At 71.5% G+C, this 17,444-nt stretch carries 12 protein-coding genes; 8 read left to right on the top strand and 4 right to left on the bottom strand.

What is annotated here, in order from left to right; translation table 11 throughout:
* Window positions 1-53: 53 nt before the first annotated feature.
* Entirely contained in the window at window positions 54-1,721 is a 1,668-nt protein-coding gene (locus ACRAS8_RS08080; protein ID WP_438485221.1) for a PucR family transcriptional regulator, read from the bottom strand.
* A 262-nt stretch (window positions 1,722-1,983) separates the two neighbouring features.
* Between ACRAS8_RS08080 and ACRAS8_RS08075 the strand changes: the two genes are divergently transcribed.
* The 5 genes from ACRAS8_RS08075 to ACRAS8_RS08055 all read left to right on the top strand — a co-directional run bounded on the left by ACRAS8_RS08075 (window position 1,984) and on the right by ACRAS8_RS08055 (window position 8,879).
* Window positions 1,984-2,886 carry an FAD binding domain-containing protein gene (locus ACRAS8_RS08075; RefSeq protein WP_438485219.1) on the top strand — a complete coding sequence of 301 codons (903 nt, stop codon included), beginning with the start codon at window positions 1,984-1,986 and terminating at the stop codon, window positions 2,884-2,886.
* Window positions 2,886-3,476 (top strand): (2Fe-2S)-binding protein, encoded by a 591-nt coding sequence (locus tag ACRAS8_RS08070; protein ID WP_438485217.1) that lies wholly within the window; start codon window positions 2,886-2,888, stop codon window positions 3,474-3,476. The genes ACRAS8_RS08075 and ACRAS8_RS08070 overlap by 1 nt, the downstream gene beginning before the upstream one ends.
* Window positions 3,477-3,480: 4 nt before the next feature.
* Window positions 3,481-5,871: a xanthine dehydrogenase family protein molybdopterin-binding subunit gene (locus tag ACRAS8_RS08065; protein WP_438485215.1), complete on the top strand. Its 2,391-nt coding sequence runs from the start codon at window positions 3,481-3,483 to the stop codon at window positions 5,869-5,871.
* Window positions 5,872-6,124: 253 nt separating this feature from the next.
* Entirely contained in the window at window positions 6,125-7,591 is a 1,467-nt protein-coding gene (locus tag ACRAS8_RS08060) for an NCS2 family permease (protein ID WP_438485213.1), read from the top strand.
* A 34-nt stretch (window positions 7,592-7,625) separates the two neighbouring features.
* Complete coding sequence (locus tag ACRAS8_RS08055) at window positions 7,626-8,879, top strand: XdhC family protein (protein ID WP_438485211.1); 1,254 nt, start codon at window positions 7,626-7,628, stop codon at window positions 8,877-8,879.
* A gap of 7 nt (window positions 8,880-8,886) precedes the next feature.
* Here ACRAS8_RS08055 and ACRAS8_RS08050 read toward each other — a convergent pair whose 3' ends face one another.
* Window positions 8,887-10,389 carry an MFS transporter gene (locus tag ACRAS8_RS08050; RefSeq protein ID WP_438485209.1) on the bottom strand — a complete coding sequence of 501 codons (1,503 nt, stop codon included), beginning with the start codon at window positions 10,387-10,389 and terminating at the stop codon, window positions 8,887-8,889.
* 91 nt (window positions 10,390-10,480) lie between these two features.
* Here ACRAS8_RS08050 and ACRAS8_RS08045 point away from each other — a divergent pair, with 91 nt between their 5' ends.
* Together ACRAS8_RS08045 and mgtA are read left to right on the top strand one after the other, a co-directional pair.
* Window positions 10,481-11,011, top strand: a complete 531-nt coding sequence (locus ACRAS8_RS08045; RefSeq protein ID WP_438485207.1) for a winged helix-turn-helix transcriptional regulator — start codon at window positions 10,481-10,483, stop codon at window positions 11,009-11,011.
* A gap of 575 nt (window positions 11,012-11,586) precedes the next feature.
* Window positions 11,587-14,427, top strand: coding sequence for a magnesium-translocating P-type ATPase (gene mgtA, locus ACRAS8_RS08040; RefSeq protein WP_438485205.1), 2,841 nt, complete (start codon window positions 11,587-11,589; stop codon window positions 14,425-14,427).
* A gap of 46 nt (window positions 14,428-14,473) precedes the next feature.
* Here the strand turns inward: mgtA and ACRAS8_RS08035 are convergent, their stop codons facing one another.
* The gene (locus ACRAS8_RS08035; RefSeq protein ID WP_438485203.1) at window positions 14,474-15,061 is read right to left on the bottom strand and encodes a GNAT family N-acetyltransferase; all 588 of its coding nucleotides are present in this window, start codon (window positions 15,059-15,061) and stop codon (window positions 14,474-14,476) included.
* Between the two features lie 212 nt (window positions 15,062-15,273).
* On the opposite strand from ACRAS8_RS08035, the gene ACRAS8_RS08030 reads away from it, so the two are divergent.
* On the top strand, window positions 15,274-16,815 hold the full coding sequence (locus tag ACRAS8_RS08030; RefSeq protein ID WP_438485201.1) for an AMP-binding protein: 1,542 nt from the start codon (window positions 15,274-15,276) through the stop codon (window positions 16,813-16,815).
* 46 nt (window positions 16,816-16,861) lie between these two features.
* Here the strand turns inward: ACRAS8_RS08030 and ACRAS8_RS08025 are convergent, their stop codons facing one another.
* Window positions 16,862-17,314, bottom strand: coding sequence for a winged helix-turn-helix transcriptional regulator (locus tag ACRAS8_RS08025; RefSeq protein ID WP_438490381.1), 453 nt, complete (start codon window positions 17,312-17,314; stop codon window positions 16,862-16,864).
* Between the last annotated feature and the right edge of the window lie 130 nt (window positions 17,315-17,444).

Raw genomic sequence — 17,444 nt, 5'->3', positions numbered from 1 at the left:
GCCCGGTACGGAATCCGCACCGGGCGCGGCCCGCCGCCCGGCCCGACGGGCCGTCAGCTCATCCGCAGGGCCAGGAAGAAGTCCAGCTTGTCCTCCAGGCGCGAGAGGTCACGGCCGGTCAGCTGCTCGATCCGGCCGACGCGGTAGCGGAGGGTGTTGACGTGCAGGTGCAGGCGGGTGGCGCAGCGTGTCCAGGAGCCGTCGCAGTCCAGGAACGCCTCCAGGGTCGGGATCAGCTCGGCGCGGTGGCGGCGGTCGTAGTCCCGCAGGGGGTCCAGCAGCCGGGCGGTGAAGGCCCGGCGGACGTCGTCGGGGACGAACGGCAGCAGCAGGACGTGCGAGGCCAGTTCCTCGTGGCCGGCGGCGCAGACCCGGCCCGGGCGGGCGGCGGCGACCCGGCGGGCGTGCCGGGCCTCCTCCAGGGCGCCGCGCAGCCCCTCGGCCGAGTGGACGGCGGCGCTGACGCCGATGGTGAGCCGGCCGTCGCCGTCCAGGCCGCGGGCGAGCGGCTCCTGGACGGCGCGCAGCAGCCGGTCGGCGTGCAGGCCGTCCGTCGCGGTGGTGTCGGCGGAGTCCTCGGGGACGGCCGGCAGCGGCACCAGCGCCACCGCCTCGTCGCCGGTGTGCGCCACCGCGATCCGGTCCGACGGCTCCGGGCCGAACGTGCCGGGATCGATCAGCACCTCCTCCAGCAGGCTCTGCGCCACCGGGCCGCCGGGCACGTCGCCGCCCTCCCACTCGACCCGGGCCACCACGATCTGCCAGTGTGGCGCGGCGCCCAGACCGGGCAGCAGCACCGGGGCGGCCACCCGCAGCCGGGCGGCGATCTCGGCCGGCGGCGCACCGGTCTGCACCAGCTCCAGGACCTCCTGGGCGAGCCGCCGGCGGACCGTGCGGGCGGCCTCCCGGCGGTCCCGTTCGACGGCGATCAGCTGGGTGACGCCGTGCAGCAGGTCCAGGCGCTCCTCGGACCAGTCGCCGGCGTCCGCCTCGACCGCCAGCAGCCAGTCACTGAGCACCGTCTGCCGCAGGTCACGGCCTTCGTGGCGGATCGGGAAGAGCGAGTAGGCGGTGCCGGCGAGGTCGATCCGGTACGGGCCGCGGCGGCCGCCGCGGGCGGCGGCCAGGTGCTCGCCGGCCAGGCGGGCACCCAGCTCCGCGGGCAGCTCAGGACCGGCGTCGGCCAGTGTGGAGCCGGCGATCTGCCGGCCGGTGGGGGAGAGCACCCAGGCGCGCAGGTCGAGATCGGAGCCGAGCAGGTCCAGGACGACCTCGGGGCCGCCGCCGGCCGGACCGGAGGTCATCAGCCGCCGGTGCCGGTCCACCACGGCGGCCAGGTCGCCGGCCCGCTCGCTCGAGACCTGCCGGACGACGTGCTCGGTGATCGAGGCGAACGAGACCTTCTCGTCGACCGAGAACAGCGGCAGCCGGTGCCGGGCGCACGCCTGGACGAGGTCGTCGGGGATGGCGCCCAACTCGGCCTCGCCGGCGGCCAGCCCGGCGACGCCCGCGCCGGCCAGGATGCGGACGAACCGCTCGGAGTCCTCCGGTTCCCGGCGCCAGGCCAGGCCGGTGAGGACCAGCTCCCCGCCGGAGAGGTACCGGCTGGGGTCCCGCAGGTCGGTGGTCATCACGCCACGGACGGTACGGTCGAGCTCTTCCTCGCCCCCGAGGAGCTTCAGGCCCAGGGAGTGTGTGTCCAGGAGTGCGCGGAGCCGCATGACCTCGCCCGCCGTTCTGTGCTGTCTGGTGTTGCCGGTGGAATTCCGCGAGGTGTCGATCCCTCGTCTTTCGTTCGAATCTACAAGACGGGCGGCGTGGCCAGCCAACCGCTTCATGGTTTCGGTGACTGCACCGCGCGGGTGCCGGGCGCGTTCACTAAGGCCAACCGCGTGAACAAGACATGAACGGCGCCATGGCGACAAGGGCCCGAGGTCCCGACCATGAGCAGCGGACGACCCCATTTCGTAGAAGAGGCCAACCATGGACTTCCTTCGCCCCGCCAGCTGGGAGGAGGCGCTCGCCGCCAAGGCTGAGCACCCTACCGCTGTGCCCATCGCGGGCGGTACGGACGTGATGGTCGAGATCAACTTCGACCACCGCCGCCCGGAGTACCTGCTCGATCTGAACCGGATCGGCGACCTGGAGGAGTGGGAGGTCGGGGAGCGGGCCGTCCGGGTGGGCGCCTCCGTCCCGTACACCCGCATCATGGAGAACCTGCGCGCCGAGCTGCCGGGCCTCGCGCTCGCCTCGCACACGGTCGCCTCACCGCAGATCCGCAACCGCGGCGGCGTCGGCGGCAACCTCGGCACCGCCTCCCCGGCCGGTGACGCGCACCCCGCCCTCCTCGCCGCCGGCGCCGAGGTCGAGGTGGAGTCCGCGGCCCGCGGCACCCGGATGATCCCCATCGACGCGTTCTACACGGGCGTGAAGCGCAACGCGCTCCAGCCCGACGAGCTGATCCGCGCGGTGCACGTCGCCAGGGCCGACGGCCCGCAGCAGTACTCCAAGGTCGGCACCCGCAACGCCATGGTCATCGCGGTGTGCGCCTTCGGCCTTGCGCTGCACCCCGAGACCCGCACGGTGCGCACCGGCATCGGCTCGGCCGCCCCGACCCCGGTCCGGGCCAAGGCCGCCGAGGAGTTCCTGAACGCGGCCCTGGAGGAGGGCGGCTTCTGGGACAACGGACGGATCATCACCCCGTCGGTCGCCAAGCAGTTCGCCGCCCTGTGCTCGGCGGCCTGCAACCCGATCGACGACGTGCGCGGTACCGCCTCGTACCGCCGCCACGCGGTCGGCATCATGGCCCGCCGCACGCTGACCTGGGCCTGGGAGTCCTACCGCGGCCCGGGAGCGGGCACTTCTCAGAAGGGTGGCGTTGCCTGATGCGCGTCAATTTCACGGTCAACGGCCGCAAGCAGGAAGCCGACGACGTGTGGGAGGGCGAGTCGCTGCTGTACGTCCTGCGCGAGCGGCTCGGCCTGCCCGGTTCCAAGAACGCCTGTGAGCAGGGCGAGTGCGGTTCGTGCACGGTCCGCCTGGACGGCGTGCCGGTCTGCTCGTGCCTGGTGGCCGCCGGCCAGGTGGAGGGCCGCGAGGTCGTCACCGTCGAGGGCCTCGCCGACTTCGCGAAGAACCGCTCCTGCGGCGGCCACGAGGAGGGCGACACCTGCGGCACCTCCCTCCAGGAGGCACAGGGCTGGTCCGCCAAGGGAACCGACTCGCAGACCGGCGAGGGCGCCGAACTGGCCCCGATCCAGCAGGCGTTCATCGACGCCGGCGCCGTCCAGTGCGGTTTCTGCACACCGGGTCTGCTGGTCGCCTCCGACGAGCTCCTGGAGCGCAACCCGAACCCGTCCGACGCGGACATCCGCGAGGCGCTCTCCGGCAACCTGTGCCGCTGCACCGGCTACGAGAAGATCATGGACGCGGTACGTCTCGCCGCGGCCCGCCAGTCCGAGCCCGAGGGGGTCTGAGGCCATGGCAGACACACGCACCACCGGTATCCCGGCCAAGGTCACCCAGGGGTCCCAGACCAAGGGCGGCATCGGCGAGTCCACGCTCCGCCCCGACGGCACCCTCAAGGTCACCGGCGAGTTCGCCTACTCGTCCGACATGTGGCACGAGGACATGCTCTGGGGCCAGATCCTGCGCTCCCCGGTCGCGCACGCCGAGATCGTCTCGATCGACACCGGCGAGGCGCTGGCCACCCCCGGCGTCTACGCGGTCCTCACCTACGAGGACCTGCCGACCGAGGTGAAGAACTACGGCCTGGAGATCCAGGACACCCCGGTGCTCGCCCACGGCAAGGTCCGCCACCACGGCGAGCCCGTCGCGCTGGTCGCCGCCGACCACCCGGAGACCGCCCGCCGCGCCGCCGCCAAGATCAAGGTCGAGTACCGCGAACTGCCCGTCATCACCGACGAGGCGAGCGCCACCGCACCGGACGCGATCCTCGTCCACGAGCACCGCGACGACCACCACATCGGCCACGTCCCGCACCCGAACATCGTTCACCGCCAGCCGATCATCCGGGGGAACGCCGACGAGGCCGCCAAGAAGGCCGACGTCATCGTCAAGGGCGAGTACACCTTCGGCATGCAGGACCAGGCGTTCCTCGGCCCCGAGTCCGGGCTCGCCGTGCCGTCCGAGGACGGCGGCGTCGACCTCTACGTCGCCACCCAGTGGCTGCACTCGGACCTCAGGCAGATCGCCCCGGTGCTCGGCCTGCCCGAGGACAAGGTGCGGATGACGCTCGCCGGCGTCGGCGGCGCGTTCGGCGGCCGCGAGGACCTGTCGATGCAGATCCACGCCTGCCTCCTGGCACTGCGCACCGGAAAGCCGGTCAAGATCGTCTACAACCGGTTCGAGTCGTTCTTCGGGCACGTCCACCGCCACCCCGCCAAGCTCTACTACGAGCACGGCGCGACCAAGGACGGCAAGCTCACGCACATGAAGTGCCGGATCGTCCTGGACGGCGGCGCCTACGCCTCGGCCTCCCCGGCCGTCGTCGGCAACGCCTCGTCCCTGTCGGTCGGCCCGTACGTGATCGACGACGTCGACATCGAGGCGTACGCGCTCTACACCAACAACCCGCCCTGCGGCGCCATGCGCGGCTTCGGCGCGGTCCAGGCGTGCTTCGCCTACGAGGCGCAGATGGACAAGCTCGCCGACAAGCTGGGCATGGACCGCGTCGAGTTCCGTCAGCTCAACGCGATGGAACAGGGCACGATCATGCCCACCGGACAGCCGGTCGACTCCCCGGCCCCGGTCGCCGAACTCCTGCGCCGCGTCAAGGCGATGCCGCTGCCGCCCGAGCGCCAGTGGGAGTCCAGCGAGGGCGCCGACGTCCGGCAGCTGCCCGGCGGCCTGTCCAACACCACGCACGGCGAGGGCGTCGTCCGCGGCGTCGGCTACGCGGTCGGCATCAAGAACGTCGGCTTCTCCGAGGGCTTCGACGACTACTCCACCGCCAAGGTCCGCATGGAGGTCCTCGGCGGCGAGCCCGTCGCCACCGTGCACACCGCCATGGCGGAGGTCGGCCAGGGCGGCGTCACCGTCCACGCGCAGATCGCCCGCACCGAACTCGGCGTCACCCAGGTGACCATCCACCCCGCCGACACCCAGGTGGGCTCGGCCGGCTCCACCTCCGCGTCGCGTCAGACGTACGTCACCGGCGGCGCCGTCAAGAACGCCTGCGAGCTGGTGCGCGAGAAGGTCCTGGAGCTCGGCCGCCGCAAGCTGGGTACGTACCACCCGGCGTGGGCGACCGCCGAACTCCTCCTGGAGGGCGGCAAGGTCGTCACCGACGGCGGCGAGGTCCTCGCGGACCTGGCCGACGTGCTGGAGGACGAGGCGGTCGAGATCGAGGCGGAGTGGCGCCACCGGCCCACCGTGGCCTTCGACCTCAGGACCGGCCAGGGCGACGGCCACGTCCAGTACTCCTTCGCCGCGCACCGCGCGGTCGTCGAGGTGGACACCGAACTCGGCCTGGTCAAGGTGATCGAGCTGGCCTGCGCCCAGGACGTCGGCAAGGCGCTCAACCCGCTCTCCGTCCTCGGCCAGATCCAGGGCGGCACCACCCAGGGCCTGGGCGTGGCGGTGATGGAGGAGATCATCGTCGACCCCAAGACCGCGAAGGTGCGCAACCCCTCCTTCACCGACTACCTGATCCCCACCATCCTCGACACGCCGACCATCCCGGTCGACGTCCTCGAACTCGCCGACGAGCACGCCCCGTACGGGCTGCGCGGCATCGGCGAGGCCCCGACCCTGTCGTCCACCCCGGCCGTCCTCGCGGCGATCCGGAACGCGACCGGGCTGGAGCTCAACCGGACCCCGGTACGTCCCGAGCACCTGACGGGCACGTAGCGGAGCAACGCCTGGGGCCGCCTTCCCAGGCACCCGAACCCTCCGGGCGGTGCGCAGCAAGGGGTGTCCCTGTCCGTCCTTCTCAGCACACCGCCCGGAGCCCCCACCGCACCAACCCCAGGCTGACCCACCGCAACTCCGCGCAGTCAGTACCACGTTCGTCTCGGGCCGTCCCCCGGGTCGTGCAGCCGAAGTTCCATCCCAAATCTCGCCCCCTCGCGAGTGCCCCTATGAACCTTGGGAGTAAGGCACCATGACCCAGCAGTCCACCGAGCCGAGGACCACGGCGGAAGACGCGGGTGACGGCTCGCGCCCGCCCGCCGGCCGATCCTGGCTCGACCGGTACTTCCACATATCCGACAGAGGGTCGACCCTCGCGCGGGAGACGCGCGGCGGCATCACCACCTTCATGGCCATGTGCTACATCCTGCTGCTCAACCCGGTGATCCTGGGTACCGTGCAGGACGTCCACAAGAACACCCTGGACCACCCCGCCCTGGTGACCGCCACCGCACTGGGCGCGGCGGCCTGCACCCTGCTGATGGGCTTCGTCGGCAAGGTCCCGCTGGCCCTGGCCGCCGGCCTCAACGTCTCCGCCGCGCTGACCACCCAGGTGGTCCCGCACATGACCTGGCCGCAGGCGATGGGCATGTGCGTGATGTACGGCGTCGTCATCTGCCTCCTGGTCGTCACCGGGCTGCGCGAGATGGTCATGAACGCCATCCCGCTCGCGCTCAAGCACGCCATCACCATGGGCATCGGCATGTTCGTGGCCCTGCTGGGGCTGGTGAAGGCCGGCTTCGTGGGCAAGGGTGCCGGCGGCCCGGTCACGCTCGGCAGCGACCTGTCGGGCCACCTCGTCGGCTGGCCGGTCCTGTTCTTCTGTATCACCCTCCTGCTGATCTTCATGCTGCAGGCCCGCAAGGTGCCCGGCGCGATCCTGATCGGCATCGTCGTCGGCTCGGCGCTCGCCATCGGGGCCACCAGGCTGGGCGGGCTGACCGCCAAGGACTGGGGCGGCACGCCCCCGGAGCTGGGCGGCTCGGCGGTCTCCATGCCGGACTTCGGGCTCTTCGGGCATGTGGCGTTCGGCGGCTGGGGCTCCATCGGCGCACTCAGCGTCACCATGATCGTCTTCACCCTGGTGCTGGCCGGGTTCTTCGACGCCATGGCCACCATCATCGGCGTCGGCACCGAGGCCAAGCTCGCCGACGACAAGGGCCGGATGCCGGGCCTGTCCAAGGCGCTGTTCGTCGACGGCGCCGGCGGTGCGATCGGCGGCCTGACCGGCAGTTCCGGCCAGACCGTGTTCATCGAGTCGGCCAGCGGCGTCGGCGAGGGCGCCCGCACCGGCCTGTCGTCGGTGATCACCGGTCTGCTCTTCGCGGCCTGCCTCTTCTTCACCCCGGTCACCCAGCTCGTGCCCGCCCAGGTGGCCGCCGCCGCGCTGGTCGTCATCGGGTCCATGATGATGAGTGTCGCGGGACATGTGGACTGGAGCGACCGGGCGACCTCGGTTCCGGTGTTCCTGACCGTGGCCCTGATGCCGTTCACGTACCAGATCACCACCGGCGTCGGTGCCGGCGTCATCGCCTACACCGCCATCAAGGCGGCCCAGGGCAAGTGGCGCGAGATCGGTGCCTTCATGTGGGTGCTGACCGGCGTCTTCCTCGTCTACTTCTCGCTCCATCCGATCGAGCAGTGGCTGGGCGTCAAGTAGCGCCCGCCCGCTCCCCGTCCGTAAGGAGACCGACATGCTGGACATCGCCGACGAGCTGAACCGGTGGATGCAGCAGGGACGCACCTTCGCCGTGGCCACCGTCGTGGCCACCCACGGCAGCGCCCCCCGCCAGCCCGGCGCCGCACTCGCCGTCGACAGCGACGGCACGGCGATCGGGTCGGTCTCCGGCGGGTGCGTGGAGGGCGCGGTCTACGAGCTGTGCCAGGAGGCGCTGCAGACCGGCAGACCCGTCCTGGAGCGCTTCGGATACAGCGATGAGGATGCCTTCGCGGTGGGCCTGACCTGCGGCGGAATCATCGACATCGCCATCACTCCGATACGGGCGAGCACTCCCGCCGCCGACGGCGGCCCCGCAGGGGGCGGGGTGGACGCGGCGGACGCGGTGGACGGCAACGCCGCGACGCTCGCCGCCGCGCTGACCGCCGCCGCCTCGGGGGAGGCGGCGGCGCTCGCGCGGATCATCGAAGGGCCGGCCGAACTGCTCGGCCGCGCCCTCCTGGTCCGCCCCGACGGCAGCCACACCGGCAGTCTCGGCGGACACCCGGCCCTGGACCGCACCGCGGTCGAGGAGACCCGGGCCCTGCTGGACGCCGGACGGACCACGACCCTGGAGATCGGGGCGGGCTTCGCATCCGAGGAGGAATCAGAGAGCGAAGGCGGAGCGCAGCGGAGCGGGTCGCAGTGCGGGCAGCCCGTCGTTCTCCTCGTCGAGTCCTCCGTCCCGGCCCCCCGCATGATCGTCTTCGGCGCGATCGACTTCGCGTCAGCGCTGGTCAAGGTCGGCAAGTTCCTCAACTACCACGTCACGGTCTGCGACGCCCGCCCCGTCTTCGCGACCCGCACCCGCTTCCCGGACGCGGACGAGATCGTCGTCGACTGGCCGCACCGCTACCTCGACTCCCAGCAGCTGGACTCCCGCGCGGTGCTCTGCGTCCTCACCCACGACGCCAAGTTCGACGTCCCGCTGCTGGAACGGGCGCTCAAGCTCCCGGTCGCCTACGTCGGCGCGATGGGCTCCCGCCGCACCCACCTCGACCGCCAGCAGCGGCTGCGCGACGTCGGACTCACCGAGCTGGAGCTGAACCGGCTGCGCTCGCCCATAGGGCTGGACCTGGGCGCCCGCACCCCCGAGGAGACCGCGCTCTCCATCGCCGCCGAGATCGTCGCCAACCGCCGCGGCGGCACCGGCGCCCCACTGACCGGCGCGCACACCCCCATCCACCGGGAGACGTCCCGGCCGGTGGGGCGGATCGGCGAGGTTGCCTGACGCTACGTCAACGTGCCTGTTTCACGGTGCTGTTGACTGCGGCGGCGGACGCGGAACCGGTCGTCCGTCGCCTGTTGAAGCGCCGGCCGTCGCCCGGGTCCGCGCCGGTGTCTCCCGGGGCGTCCGGCGGTCCCGGGCGACGCCGCCGCACCAGCCCGGCCGCGCCGACCAGCAGGGCCGCCAGGGCCAGCCCGGCGGGCACGGTCAGCCCCGCGTGATAGCCGGCGAGCACCGCGCCCGGGGCGCCGCCGGTGCCGGTGGCCGCGACCGTCACCGCGGTCACCGCCGACAGCCCGAAGGCCGCGCCGAACTGGAACGAGGTGTACAACAGGCCGCCGGCCAGGCCCTGTTCGGCGGCCGCGACCCCGTCCGTCGCCACGATCGTCAGCGGACCGTAGACCAGCGCGAACGCGACGCCCACCAGCAGCATGCTCGGGAACATCGCCACATACGGCCAGTCAGCGCCCACCGGCAGGAACAGCGCATAGCCCAGCCCGGCGCACAGCAGGCCGGCGACGATCACCCGGGCGTGCCCGAACCGCCGCACCAGCCGCGGGGTGAGCACCGGCGCCAGCACCGCGTCGGCGCCCATCGCCAGCATCGCGTAACTGGTCCGCTCGGCCGACCAGCCGCGCAGCTCCTGGAAGTAGAGCACCGCGACGAACTGGAAGCCGAAGAACCCCGCGGTGAAGAGCAGCGCCGTCACGTTCGCCCGCACCAGCGGCCAGGAGCGCAGCAGACCCAGCCGGACCAGCGGCGCCGCGGACCGCCGCTCGATCAAAACGAACGCGGTCAGCAGCGCCGCCCCCGTGGCCAGCACCGCCACGGTGCGCACCACGGGTGCGTGCGCGGCCTGTTCGACGGCCAGGACGAGCAGCAGCGCGGCGCCGGTCACGGTCAGCGCACCGGCCAGGTCGACCGACGGCCGGGCACCGCCGCGCACCGCGTCCCGCGGCACCAGGCGGCATCCGGCGACCAGCACCAGCAGCGCCGGCACCATCGGGGCGAAGAACACCCAGCGCCAGTCGACCGCGGTCAGCAGTCCGCCCGCGATCAGCCCGGCGGAGAACCCGCCGCCGGAGGTACCGGAGTAGATCAGCAGCGCCCGGTCGCGGCGCGGCCCGGCCGGGAAGCTCGTGGTGATGATCGACAGCCCGGCGGGGGCCATGAACGCCGCGCACACCCCGGTCACGAAGCGCGCCCCGATCAGCGTCCACCCCTCGGTCGCCAGCCCGCCCAGCCCCGAGAACACCACGAACACCGCGAGCGGCGCCAGGAACATCCGGCGCCGCCCGAACAGGTCCGCGGCCCGCCCGCCCAGCAGCATGAACCCGCCGTAGCCCAGCACATACGCGCTCATCACCCACGTCAACGCGCCGGTGGAAAGCCCCAGTTCGGCGCGGATCGGCGGCAGTGCGACATTCAGCATCCCGATGTCGATGCCCTCCAGGAAGATCGCCCCGCACAGGACGAGCAGCAGCGGCCAGGACGCTGCCGGGGACCGGGACACAGCGGTGCTCCTCACAAGACCTCACAAGACTCACAAGACCACGACGGTTACCTCTTGTTACTGACCGCATCGTGCGGCACCGTGAAGGATCATGGAAGAAGGCACTGTGAAGTCACCCGGTCACTTCGGGGGAACCATGCACGAGGAACGGACCACCGCCCCTGCCGGCGACATCGGCGGCGCCGGCGGCACTGATGGCGGCGCGGCCGACGCCGACTGCGACTACGACGCCCGCCAGTGGGACGTCCGGGAGGGCTGCGAGGTCCGGCAGATCCTCGACCGGGTGGCCGACAAGTGGTCGCTGCTGGTCATCGCCCTGCTCGACCGGCGGGTGCTGCGCTTCACCGAACTCCGCCGGGAGGTCGACGGCATCAGCCAGCGGATGCTGACCGTCACCCTGCGCCAGTTGGAGCGCGACGGCCTGGTCCGCCGCACCGTCCATCCGGTCGTCCCGCCGCGGGTGGACTACGAACTCACGCCGCTGGGCGCGACGTTGCACGACACCATTCAGTCCCTGGTGACCTGGACCGAGGAACATCAAAACGAAATCGCGACGGCCCGCGCCGCCTATGACGCGCGCCTCGCCCGCGAGCAGCGCGACGCACCTCACACCCCGCAATGACGGAATAGGCCGAAAGAATGACGGGCGAGCGGTGAACGTATGGCAGGATGGGGCAGCGAGGGAGCCCTTCCAAGGGGGTTCCCGGCGATGTCCGCGCGAGCAAGGAGGTGATCGGGATGAGTCCCGAAGGAAGTCCTTGCCGCAGCGCTGCCGCCGGCTGATCGCGCCGTTCTCCGCGTGACCGCGGCTTTTTCCCGCACTGCTGTGTGCTCTCACCGGTGAATCCCGGGCGCTTCGCGCTGCCCGTCGGACCCGGACCCGGACCGTCCACGCCGCGTGCCGGTCGTCCCGCGTTCCGTGTTCCGCACGTTTTCCGACGGTCCCACCGAGGGGCCCGGTTCACCGAAGAATGCCCTTACCGGTAATTTTCCATCATTCTCAGCGCCCGCGCGCACCGGATTTTCGGCCTGCCCGAAAACATTTCACGCCAGCGGTCCCAGGCTCTTTTTCGCATTCCGCCGTGGGGATTTTCTCGCGTTTCCTCGCGTATTTCTGCGGATCTCTGTGGATCCCTGCGGCTCTTTTCGGTGGCGGTCGGTTCCGGCCTGCCCGCGTGCGCGTCAGGAGGTTTCGCCATGACCACGATGACCCCGACCAGCCCGCCCACGAAGGGCACGCTCGCTCCGCCGGGCCGCCGCCCCCGCCGCGAGCGCCGGGCCGCCGAGCTGGAAGCCCGTACCCGGCGCGTCGCCGGCCGGCTCGCCGAGTACAGCGCCCGCCCCGCCGAGCAGGTCCTGTGCGACCTCGCCGCCACCCCGGCCGGCCTCTCCCACCGCGAGGCGGCGCTGCGCCGGGAGCGGGACGGCGCCAACGCCATCGCCCAGGAGCGCCCGGCCCGTTGGTACGTACAGCTCGCCAAGGCGTTCTGGAATCCGTTCATCCTGGTGCTCGCGGTGCTGGTCGTCGTGATGTACGGGCAGTGGCTGCAGGTCGCCGACACCGAGCCGTTCGACCCGAAGATCGCCATCCTCGGCGCGATGGTGCTGATCAGCGCCGGGCTGCGGTTCTGGCAGGAGTACCGCTCCGGGGCCGCGGCCGCCGCGCTGCGCGCCCTGGTCACCACGACCACCGCGGTGCGGCGCCGGGCGGGCCGCGGCCGGCTGCCGGCCACCGTGGAGGTGCCCATGGCCGACGTGGTCACCGGCGACGTCGTCAAGCTGGCCGCCGGCGACCTCGTCCCGGCCGATCTGCGGCTGCTGGACGCCAAGGACCTGATGGTCAGTCAGGCCGCGCTGTCCGGCGAGTCGCTGCCGGTCGCCAAGGACGACACCCGGCTGGCCACCGACCGTGGCCAGGACACCACCGCCGACCCGGTCGAGGCCGGCAACCTCGTGCTGACCGGCACCTCCGTCACCTCCGGCAGCGCCACCGGCGTCGTCGTCGCCACCGGCTCGGACACCTACCTCGGCTCGATGGCCGGCGCGCTGGTCGGCGAGCGCCCGGAGACCGGCTTCGACATCGGCGTCAAGAAGGTCAGCTTCCTGCTGATCCGCTTCATGATGGTGATGGTCCCGGTGGTGTTCCTCATCAACGGCCTCACCAAGGGCGACTGGGCGGAGGCGTTCACCTTCGCGGTGGCCGTCGCCGTCGGCCTCACCCCCGAGATGCTGCCGATGGTCGTCACCACCAACCTGGCACGCGGCGCGGTCGCCCTCTCCCGCCGCAAGGTCGTCGTCAAGCAGCTCAACGCCATCCAGAACCTCGGCGCCATGGACGTGCTGTGCACCGACAAGACCGGCACCCTCACCGAGGACCGGATCGTCCTGGACCGCTACCTCGACGTGCACGGCCGGCCCGACACCGAGGTCCTCGAACTCGCCTACCTCAACAGCCACTTCCAGACCGGGCTGCGCAACCTGATGGACCAGGCCGTCATCGACCGGATGCACGAGGCCGAGGAGGTTGTCGTCGACGCCCGCTTCACGCTGGTCGACGAGATCCCCTTCGACTTCGCGCGCCGGCGGATGTCGGTGGTACTGCGCCGCAACGACCTCGACGGGCCCGCCGCCGAGCACCTCCTGATCACCAAGGGTGCGGTGGAGGAGGTCCTCGACCGCTGCGACCGGGCGGTGTACACCGGTAACCCCGTCGAACTCACCGGCGCGCTGCGGGACATGGTGCTGCGCACCGCCGAGGACCACGCCCGCCAGGGGCTGCGGGTGCTGGCCGTGGCGACCCGCACCCTGCCCGTCACCGTCCCGGACGCCCCGGACGCCCCGGACGCCCCGGACGCCCCGGACGGCCCCGCTGGCACGGAAGGCATCCCCGCCGCCCCGGACGGCACCCCCGCCGGCTACACCGTCGCGGACGAGGACGGCCTGACCCTCATCGGCTTCCTCGCCTTCCTCGACCCGCCGAAGCGGGACGCCGCCGAGGCGCTCCGGGCGCTCGCCGACAACGGCGTCGCCGTCAAGGTCGTCACCGGCGACGGCGAACTGGTCGCCGCCCGGGTCTGCGCGCAGGTCGGCATCGACCCCGGCACGCCCGTCACCGGCGCCGAGATCGACACCCTCGACGACCTGGAGCTCCTCGACCGGGCGCGCACCGCGACCCTGTTCGCCAAGGTCAACCCCGTCCAGAAGGCCCGGATCGTGCGTGCCCTCCAGGCCGACGGGCACACCGTCGGGTTCCTCGGCGACGGCATCAACGACGCCGCCGCGCTGCGCGACGCCGATGTCGGCATCTCCGTCGACACCGCCGTCGACATCGCCAAGGAGTCCGCCGACATCATCCTGCTGGAGAAGGACCTCACCGTCCTCGGCCAGGGCGTGCTGCGCGGCCGGCTGACCTTCGGCAACACCATCAAGTACCTGAAGCTGACCGCCTCGTCGAACTTCGGGAACGTCTTCTCGGTGCTCGCCGCGTCCGCGTTCATCCCGTTCCAGCCGATGCTGGCGCTCCAGCTGTTGGTGCAGAACCTCCTGTACGACATCTCCCAACTGGCCACGCCCTGGGACCGGATGGACGCCGACTACCTGCGCACCCCGCGCAAGTGGGACGCCCGGGGCATCCGCCGCTTCATGCTCGTCCTCGGTCCGACCAGCTCCGTCTTCGACCTCACCACCTTCGCGCTGATGTGGTACGTCTTCGGCGCGAACAGCGAGGCGCACCAGGCGCTGTTCCAGTCGGGCTGGTTCGTGGAGGGCCTGCTCACCCAGACCCTGGTCGTCCATATGCTGCGGACCCGCCGGATCCCGTTCGTCCAGTCCCGGGCCGCCTGGCCGGTACTGCTGATGACTGCACTGGTCATGGCCGTCGGCCTGTGGCTGCCGTTCTCGCCGCTGGCCGGGGCGCTGGGCATGCAGGCGCTGCCGGCGGCGTACTTCCCGTGGCTGGCCGCGACCCTGGCGGCGTACTGCCTGCTCACGCAGGGCGTCAAGCGCTGGTACATCCGCCGGTTCGGCGAGTGGCTGTGAGGTGACCCGGGGACGGCCGGGCGTGGCTGGGGGTGCCTGGGGACGACTACTGGGTCGTGCGGGCCGGTCCCGACGGCCGCAGTGCCGCCATCAGCAGGACGTCGTGCCAGGCACCGTCCCAGTACAGCGCCTCGCGCATCCGGCCCTCCAGGGCGAAGCCGCACGCCTCGTAGGCGCGCCGGGCCCGCTCGTTGTAGGAGTAGACCTCCAGCTGGACGCGGTGCAGGCCGATCCGGTCGAAGGCGTGGCCGAGCAGCAGCCGGATCGCCTCCGGGCCCAGGCCGCGGCCGGTGGCGGCGGGGACCAGCGCGATCCGGAAGGAGCCGTGGGCGTTGTGCCGGTCGATGCCGCTCAGCGCCAGGTCGCCCAGATAGGCGCCGGTCTCCCGGTCCTCGATGGCCAGATCCAGCCGGTCGGTGCGCTCCGCGCACCGCGCGACCCAGGCCCCGATCTCGGCCCGCGTCCAGTCGTGGTGGGTGCCGGTCAGGCGCCTGGTCCCGGGGTCCTGGAAGGTGGCGTGGAAGGCGTCCGCGTGCCGTTCGGACAGCGGCACCAGCCGGATCCGGTCGCCTTCGAGGACCGGCTTCTCGGCGAGCGCGGTGGCATCGATCACGGAGGGATGATGTCCGATCATGGAGGGATGATGTCCGCGCCGCCGCCGGCGCGGCAAGGGATTTGACCGCCCGCCGGCAATGACGGGCAATGACGGCTGACCGCATGACGATTGCGGCCGCAAGAGCTGCCGGCGGCCGCGCCAACTGCCACACTCACTTCCACCTGCACACCTGACGCACTGCCACCTGCACACGTGATTGTCCCGGGCACGACCAGCACAGGAGAGAACGCATGCGGACACCGATGACGATCGCCGACTTCCTCGACCGGGCCGAGTTGGGGTTCCGCGACAGCCCCGGCGTCGTCGACGAGCCGCGGCAACCCGCCCCGCCGGTGCCCGAGGCGACCTATGGACGGTTCGCCGAACGCGTCCGCGCCTGGCAGGCGGGCCTGGACGCCCTCGGAGTCGGCGAGGGCGAACGCGTGGCAGTGGCCGCCCACAACTCCGCACGTCTGCTGGAGCTACTGTTCGCGGTCCCGATGAGCGGCCGCATCTGCGTCCCGATCAACTTCCGTCTCAAGCCCGAAGAGGTCGCCTACCTGGTGGAGCAGAGCGGCTCGTCCGTCCTCCTCGTCGACCCCGAACTGGACGACGCCCTCTCCGACATCAAGGTGCGCCACCGCTTCGTCCTCGGCGACCAGACCGAGACGGACCTGATGCGGTTCGGTATCGCCCCCCGCCCGTGGTCCCGTCCCGACGAGGACGCCACCGCCACGATCAACTACACCTCCGGCACCACCGCCCGCCCCAAGGGCGTCCAGCTCACCCACCGCAACATCTGGGTCAACGGCATGACCTTCGGCCTGCACACCCGTGTCTGGGAGCGCGACGTCTACCTGCACACCCTCCCGATGTTCCACTGCAACGGCTGGGGCATGCCGTATGTGATGGCGGGCCTGGGGGTGAAGCAGGTGGTCCTGCGCAAGGTCGACGGAGCCGAGATCCTCCGGCGCGTCGACGAACACGGCGTCACCGTCATGTGCGGCGCCCCCGCCGTCTGGAACATGGTGCTCGACGCCGCGACGACCTGGCAGGGCGAGATCCCGGGCCGCGACCGCGTCCGCGTCATCTGCGCCGGCGCCCCGCCGCCCACCAGGACCATCCAGCGGATCGAGGAGGAGCTGGGCTGGGAGTTCACCCAGCTCTACGGCCTGACCGAGACCTCCCCCCTCCTCACCTTCAACCGCACCCGCCCCGCCGACGTGGACCTCCCCGCCGAGGAAAGGGCCCGCAGGCTCTCCCGCGCGGGCGTCCCCGCACTCGGCGTCAAACTCAGGATCTCAGCGGCCGGCGAGGTCCTGGCCCGCTCGAACACGGTCCTCGACGGCTACTGGGAAAAGCCGGAGGAGACGGCACAGGCTCTGGAAGACGGCTGGTTCCACACCGGCGACGGCGGCACCCTCGACGAGAACGACGGCCACCTGACGATCTCCGACCGCAAGAAGGACGTCATCATCACCGGCGGCGAGAACGTCTCCTCCATCGAGGTCGAGGACACCATCTTCAGCCACCCGGCCGTCGCCGAGGTCGCCGTCATCGGCGTCCCCCACGAGAAGTGGGGCGAGACCATCAAGGCCCTGGTCGTCCTCGCCGAGGGCGCGACGGCCGGGGAATCCGACATCATCGCCCACTGCAAGCGGCACATGGCCGGCTACAAGGCCCCCACCTCGGTCGAGTTCCGCGACTCCATCCCCCGCACCGCCACCGGCAAGATCCAGAAGTTCAAACTCCGCCGGCCGTACTGGTCCGGCCTGGACCGAGGCGTCAACTGAGCGGACTTCAGCTCCTGGTTGGCCGTCGCCGTCCCGAGTGCTCGGGTCAGGGGGCGGAGACCTTGTGGACGGTGGTGTCGTCGGGGTCGAGTCGTTGCCCGTCGGCGGACAGTACTTCCAGGGTGCGCAGGGGGTGTCCCCGGCGGCGGTCGACCAGTTCCGAGTGCGGTTCGCCGGGGGCGAAGAAGTGCTGTTCGCCCCACTGTCGTAGTGCCACGATGACGGGGAAGAGCGCCCTGCCCTTCGGGGTCAGTACGTACTCGCGGTAGGCGCTGCCGTCCGAGGCGGGGACGGATTCGAGGACACCGCCGGCAACGAGGGTGCGCAGGCGCGCGGTGAGGATGTTCTTCGCCACGCCGAGGCTGCGCTGGAACTCCCCGAAGCGCCGGCTTCCGTCGAAGGCGTCCCGGACGATCAGCAGGGACCACCAGTCGCCGATCGCGTCCACGGACCGGGCGACGGGACATTCGCTGTCGTCGAAGCGGGTTCTGGTCACCATGGCGTCACTCACTCTCACGATGCTCACGATCTCGCGATGGTTGCAACATGCTACCAGGAGAGCTTACTGTCACGCTGGTTTCAAATTGAAACCGAGTGTCGAGACCTCCGACGAGTAAGTCGGTGGGGGA

Source organism: Streptomyces sp. S186 (genome assembly GCF_051603415.1).
Lineage (GTDB): Bacteria > Actinomycetota > Actinomycetes > Streptomycetales > Streptomycetaceae > Streptomyces.
The sequence above is the reverse complement of the archived record's forward strand: the minus strand, read 5'-3'. Positions and strand labels throughout refer to the sequence as shown.

What these genes read in the sequence shown, in the direction of transcription:
- ACRAS8_RS08025 (WP_438490381.1), bottom strand. Translation starts at nt 17,314, where the DNA reads ATGGTGACCAGAACCCGCTTCGACGACAGCGAATGTCCCGTCGCCCGG.
- ACRAS8_RS08060 (WP_438485213.1), top strand. Translation starts at nt 6,125, where the DNA reads ATGACCCAGCAGTCCACCGAGCCGAGGACCACGGCGGAAGACGCGGGT.
- ACRAS8_RS08075 (WP_438485219.1), top strand. Translation starts at nt 1,984, where the DNA reads ATGGACTTCCTTCGCCCCGCCAGCTGGGAGGAGGCGCTCGCCGCCAAG.
- ACRAS8_RS08080 (WP_438485221.1), bottom strand. Translation starts at nt 1,721, where the DNA reads ATGCGGCTCCGCGCACTCCTGGACACACACTCCCTGGGCCTGAAGCTC.
- ACRAS8_RS08035 (WP_438485203.1), bottom strand. Translation starts at nt 15,061, where the DNA reads ATGATCGGACATCATCCCTCCGTGATCGATGCCACCGCGCTCGCCGAG.
- ACRAS8_RS08055 (WP_438485211.1), top strand. Translation starts at nt 7,626, where the DNA reads ATGCTGGACATCGCCGACGAGCTGAACCGGTGGATGCAGCAGGGACGC.
- ACRAS8_RS08030 (WP_438485201.1), top strand. Translation starts at nt 15,274, where the DNA reads ATGCGGACACCGATGACGATCGCCGACTTCCTCGACCGGGCCGAGTTG.
- ACRAS8_RS08065 (WP_438485215.1), top strand. Translation starts at nt 3,481, where the DNA reads ATGGCAGACACACGCACCACCGGTATCCCGGCCAAGGTCACCCAGGGG.
- ACRAS8_RS08045 (WP_438485207.1), top strand. Translation starts at nt 10,481, where the DNA reads ATGGAAGAAGGCACTGTGAAGTCACCCGGTCACTTCGGGGGAACCATG.
- mgtA (WP_438485205.1), top strand. Translation starts at nt 11,587, where the DNA reads ATGACCACGATGACCCCGACCAGCCCGCCCACGAAGGGCACGCTCGCT.
- ACRAS8_RS08070 (WP_438485217.1), top strand. Translation starts at nt 2,886, where the DNA reads ATGCGCGTCAATTTCACGGTCAACGGCCGCAAGCAGGAAGCCGACGAC.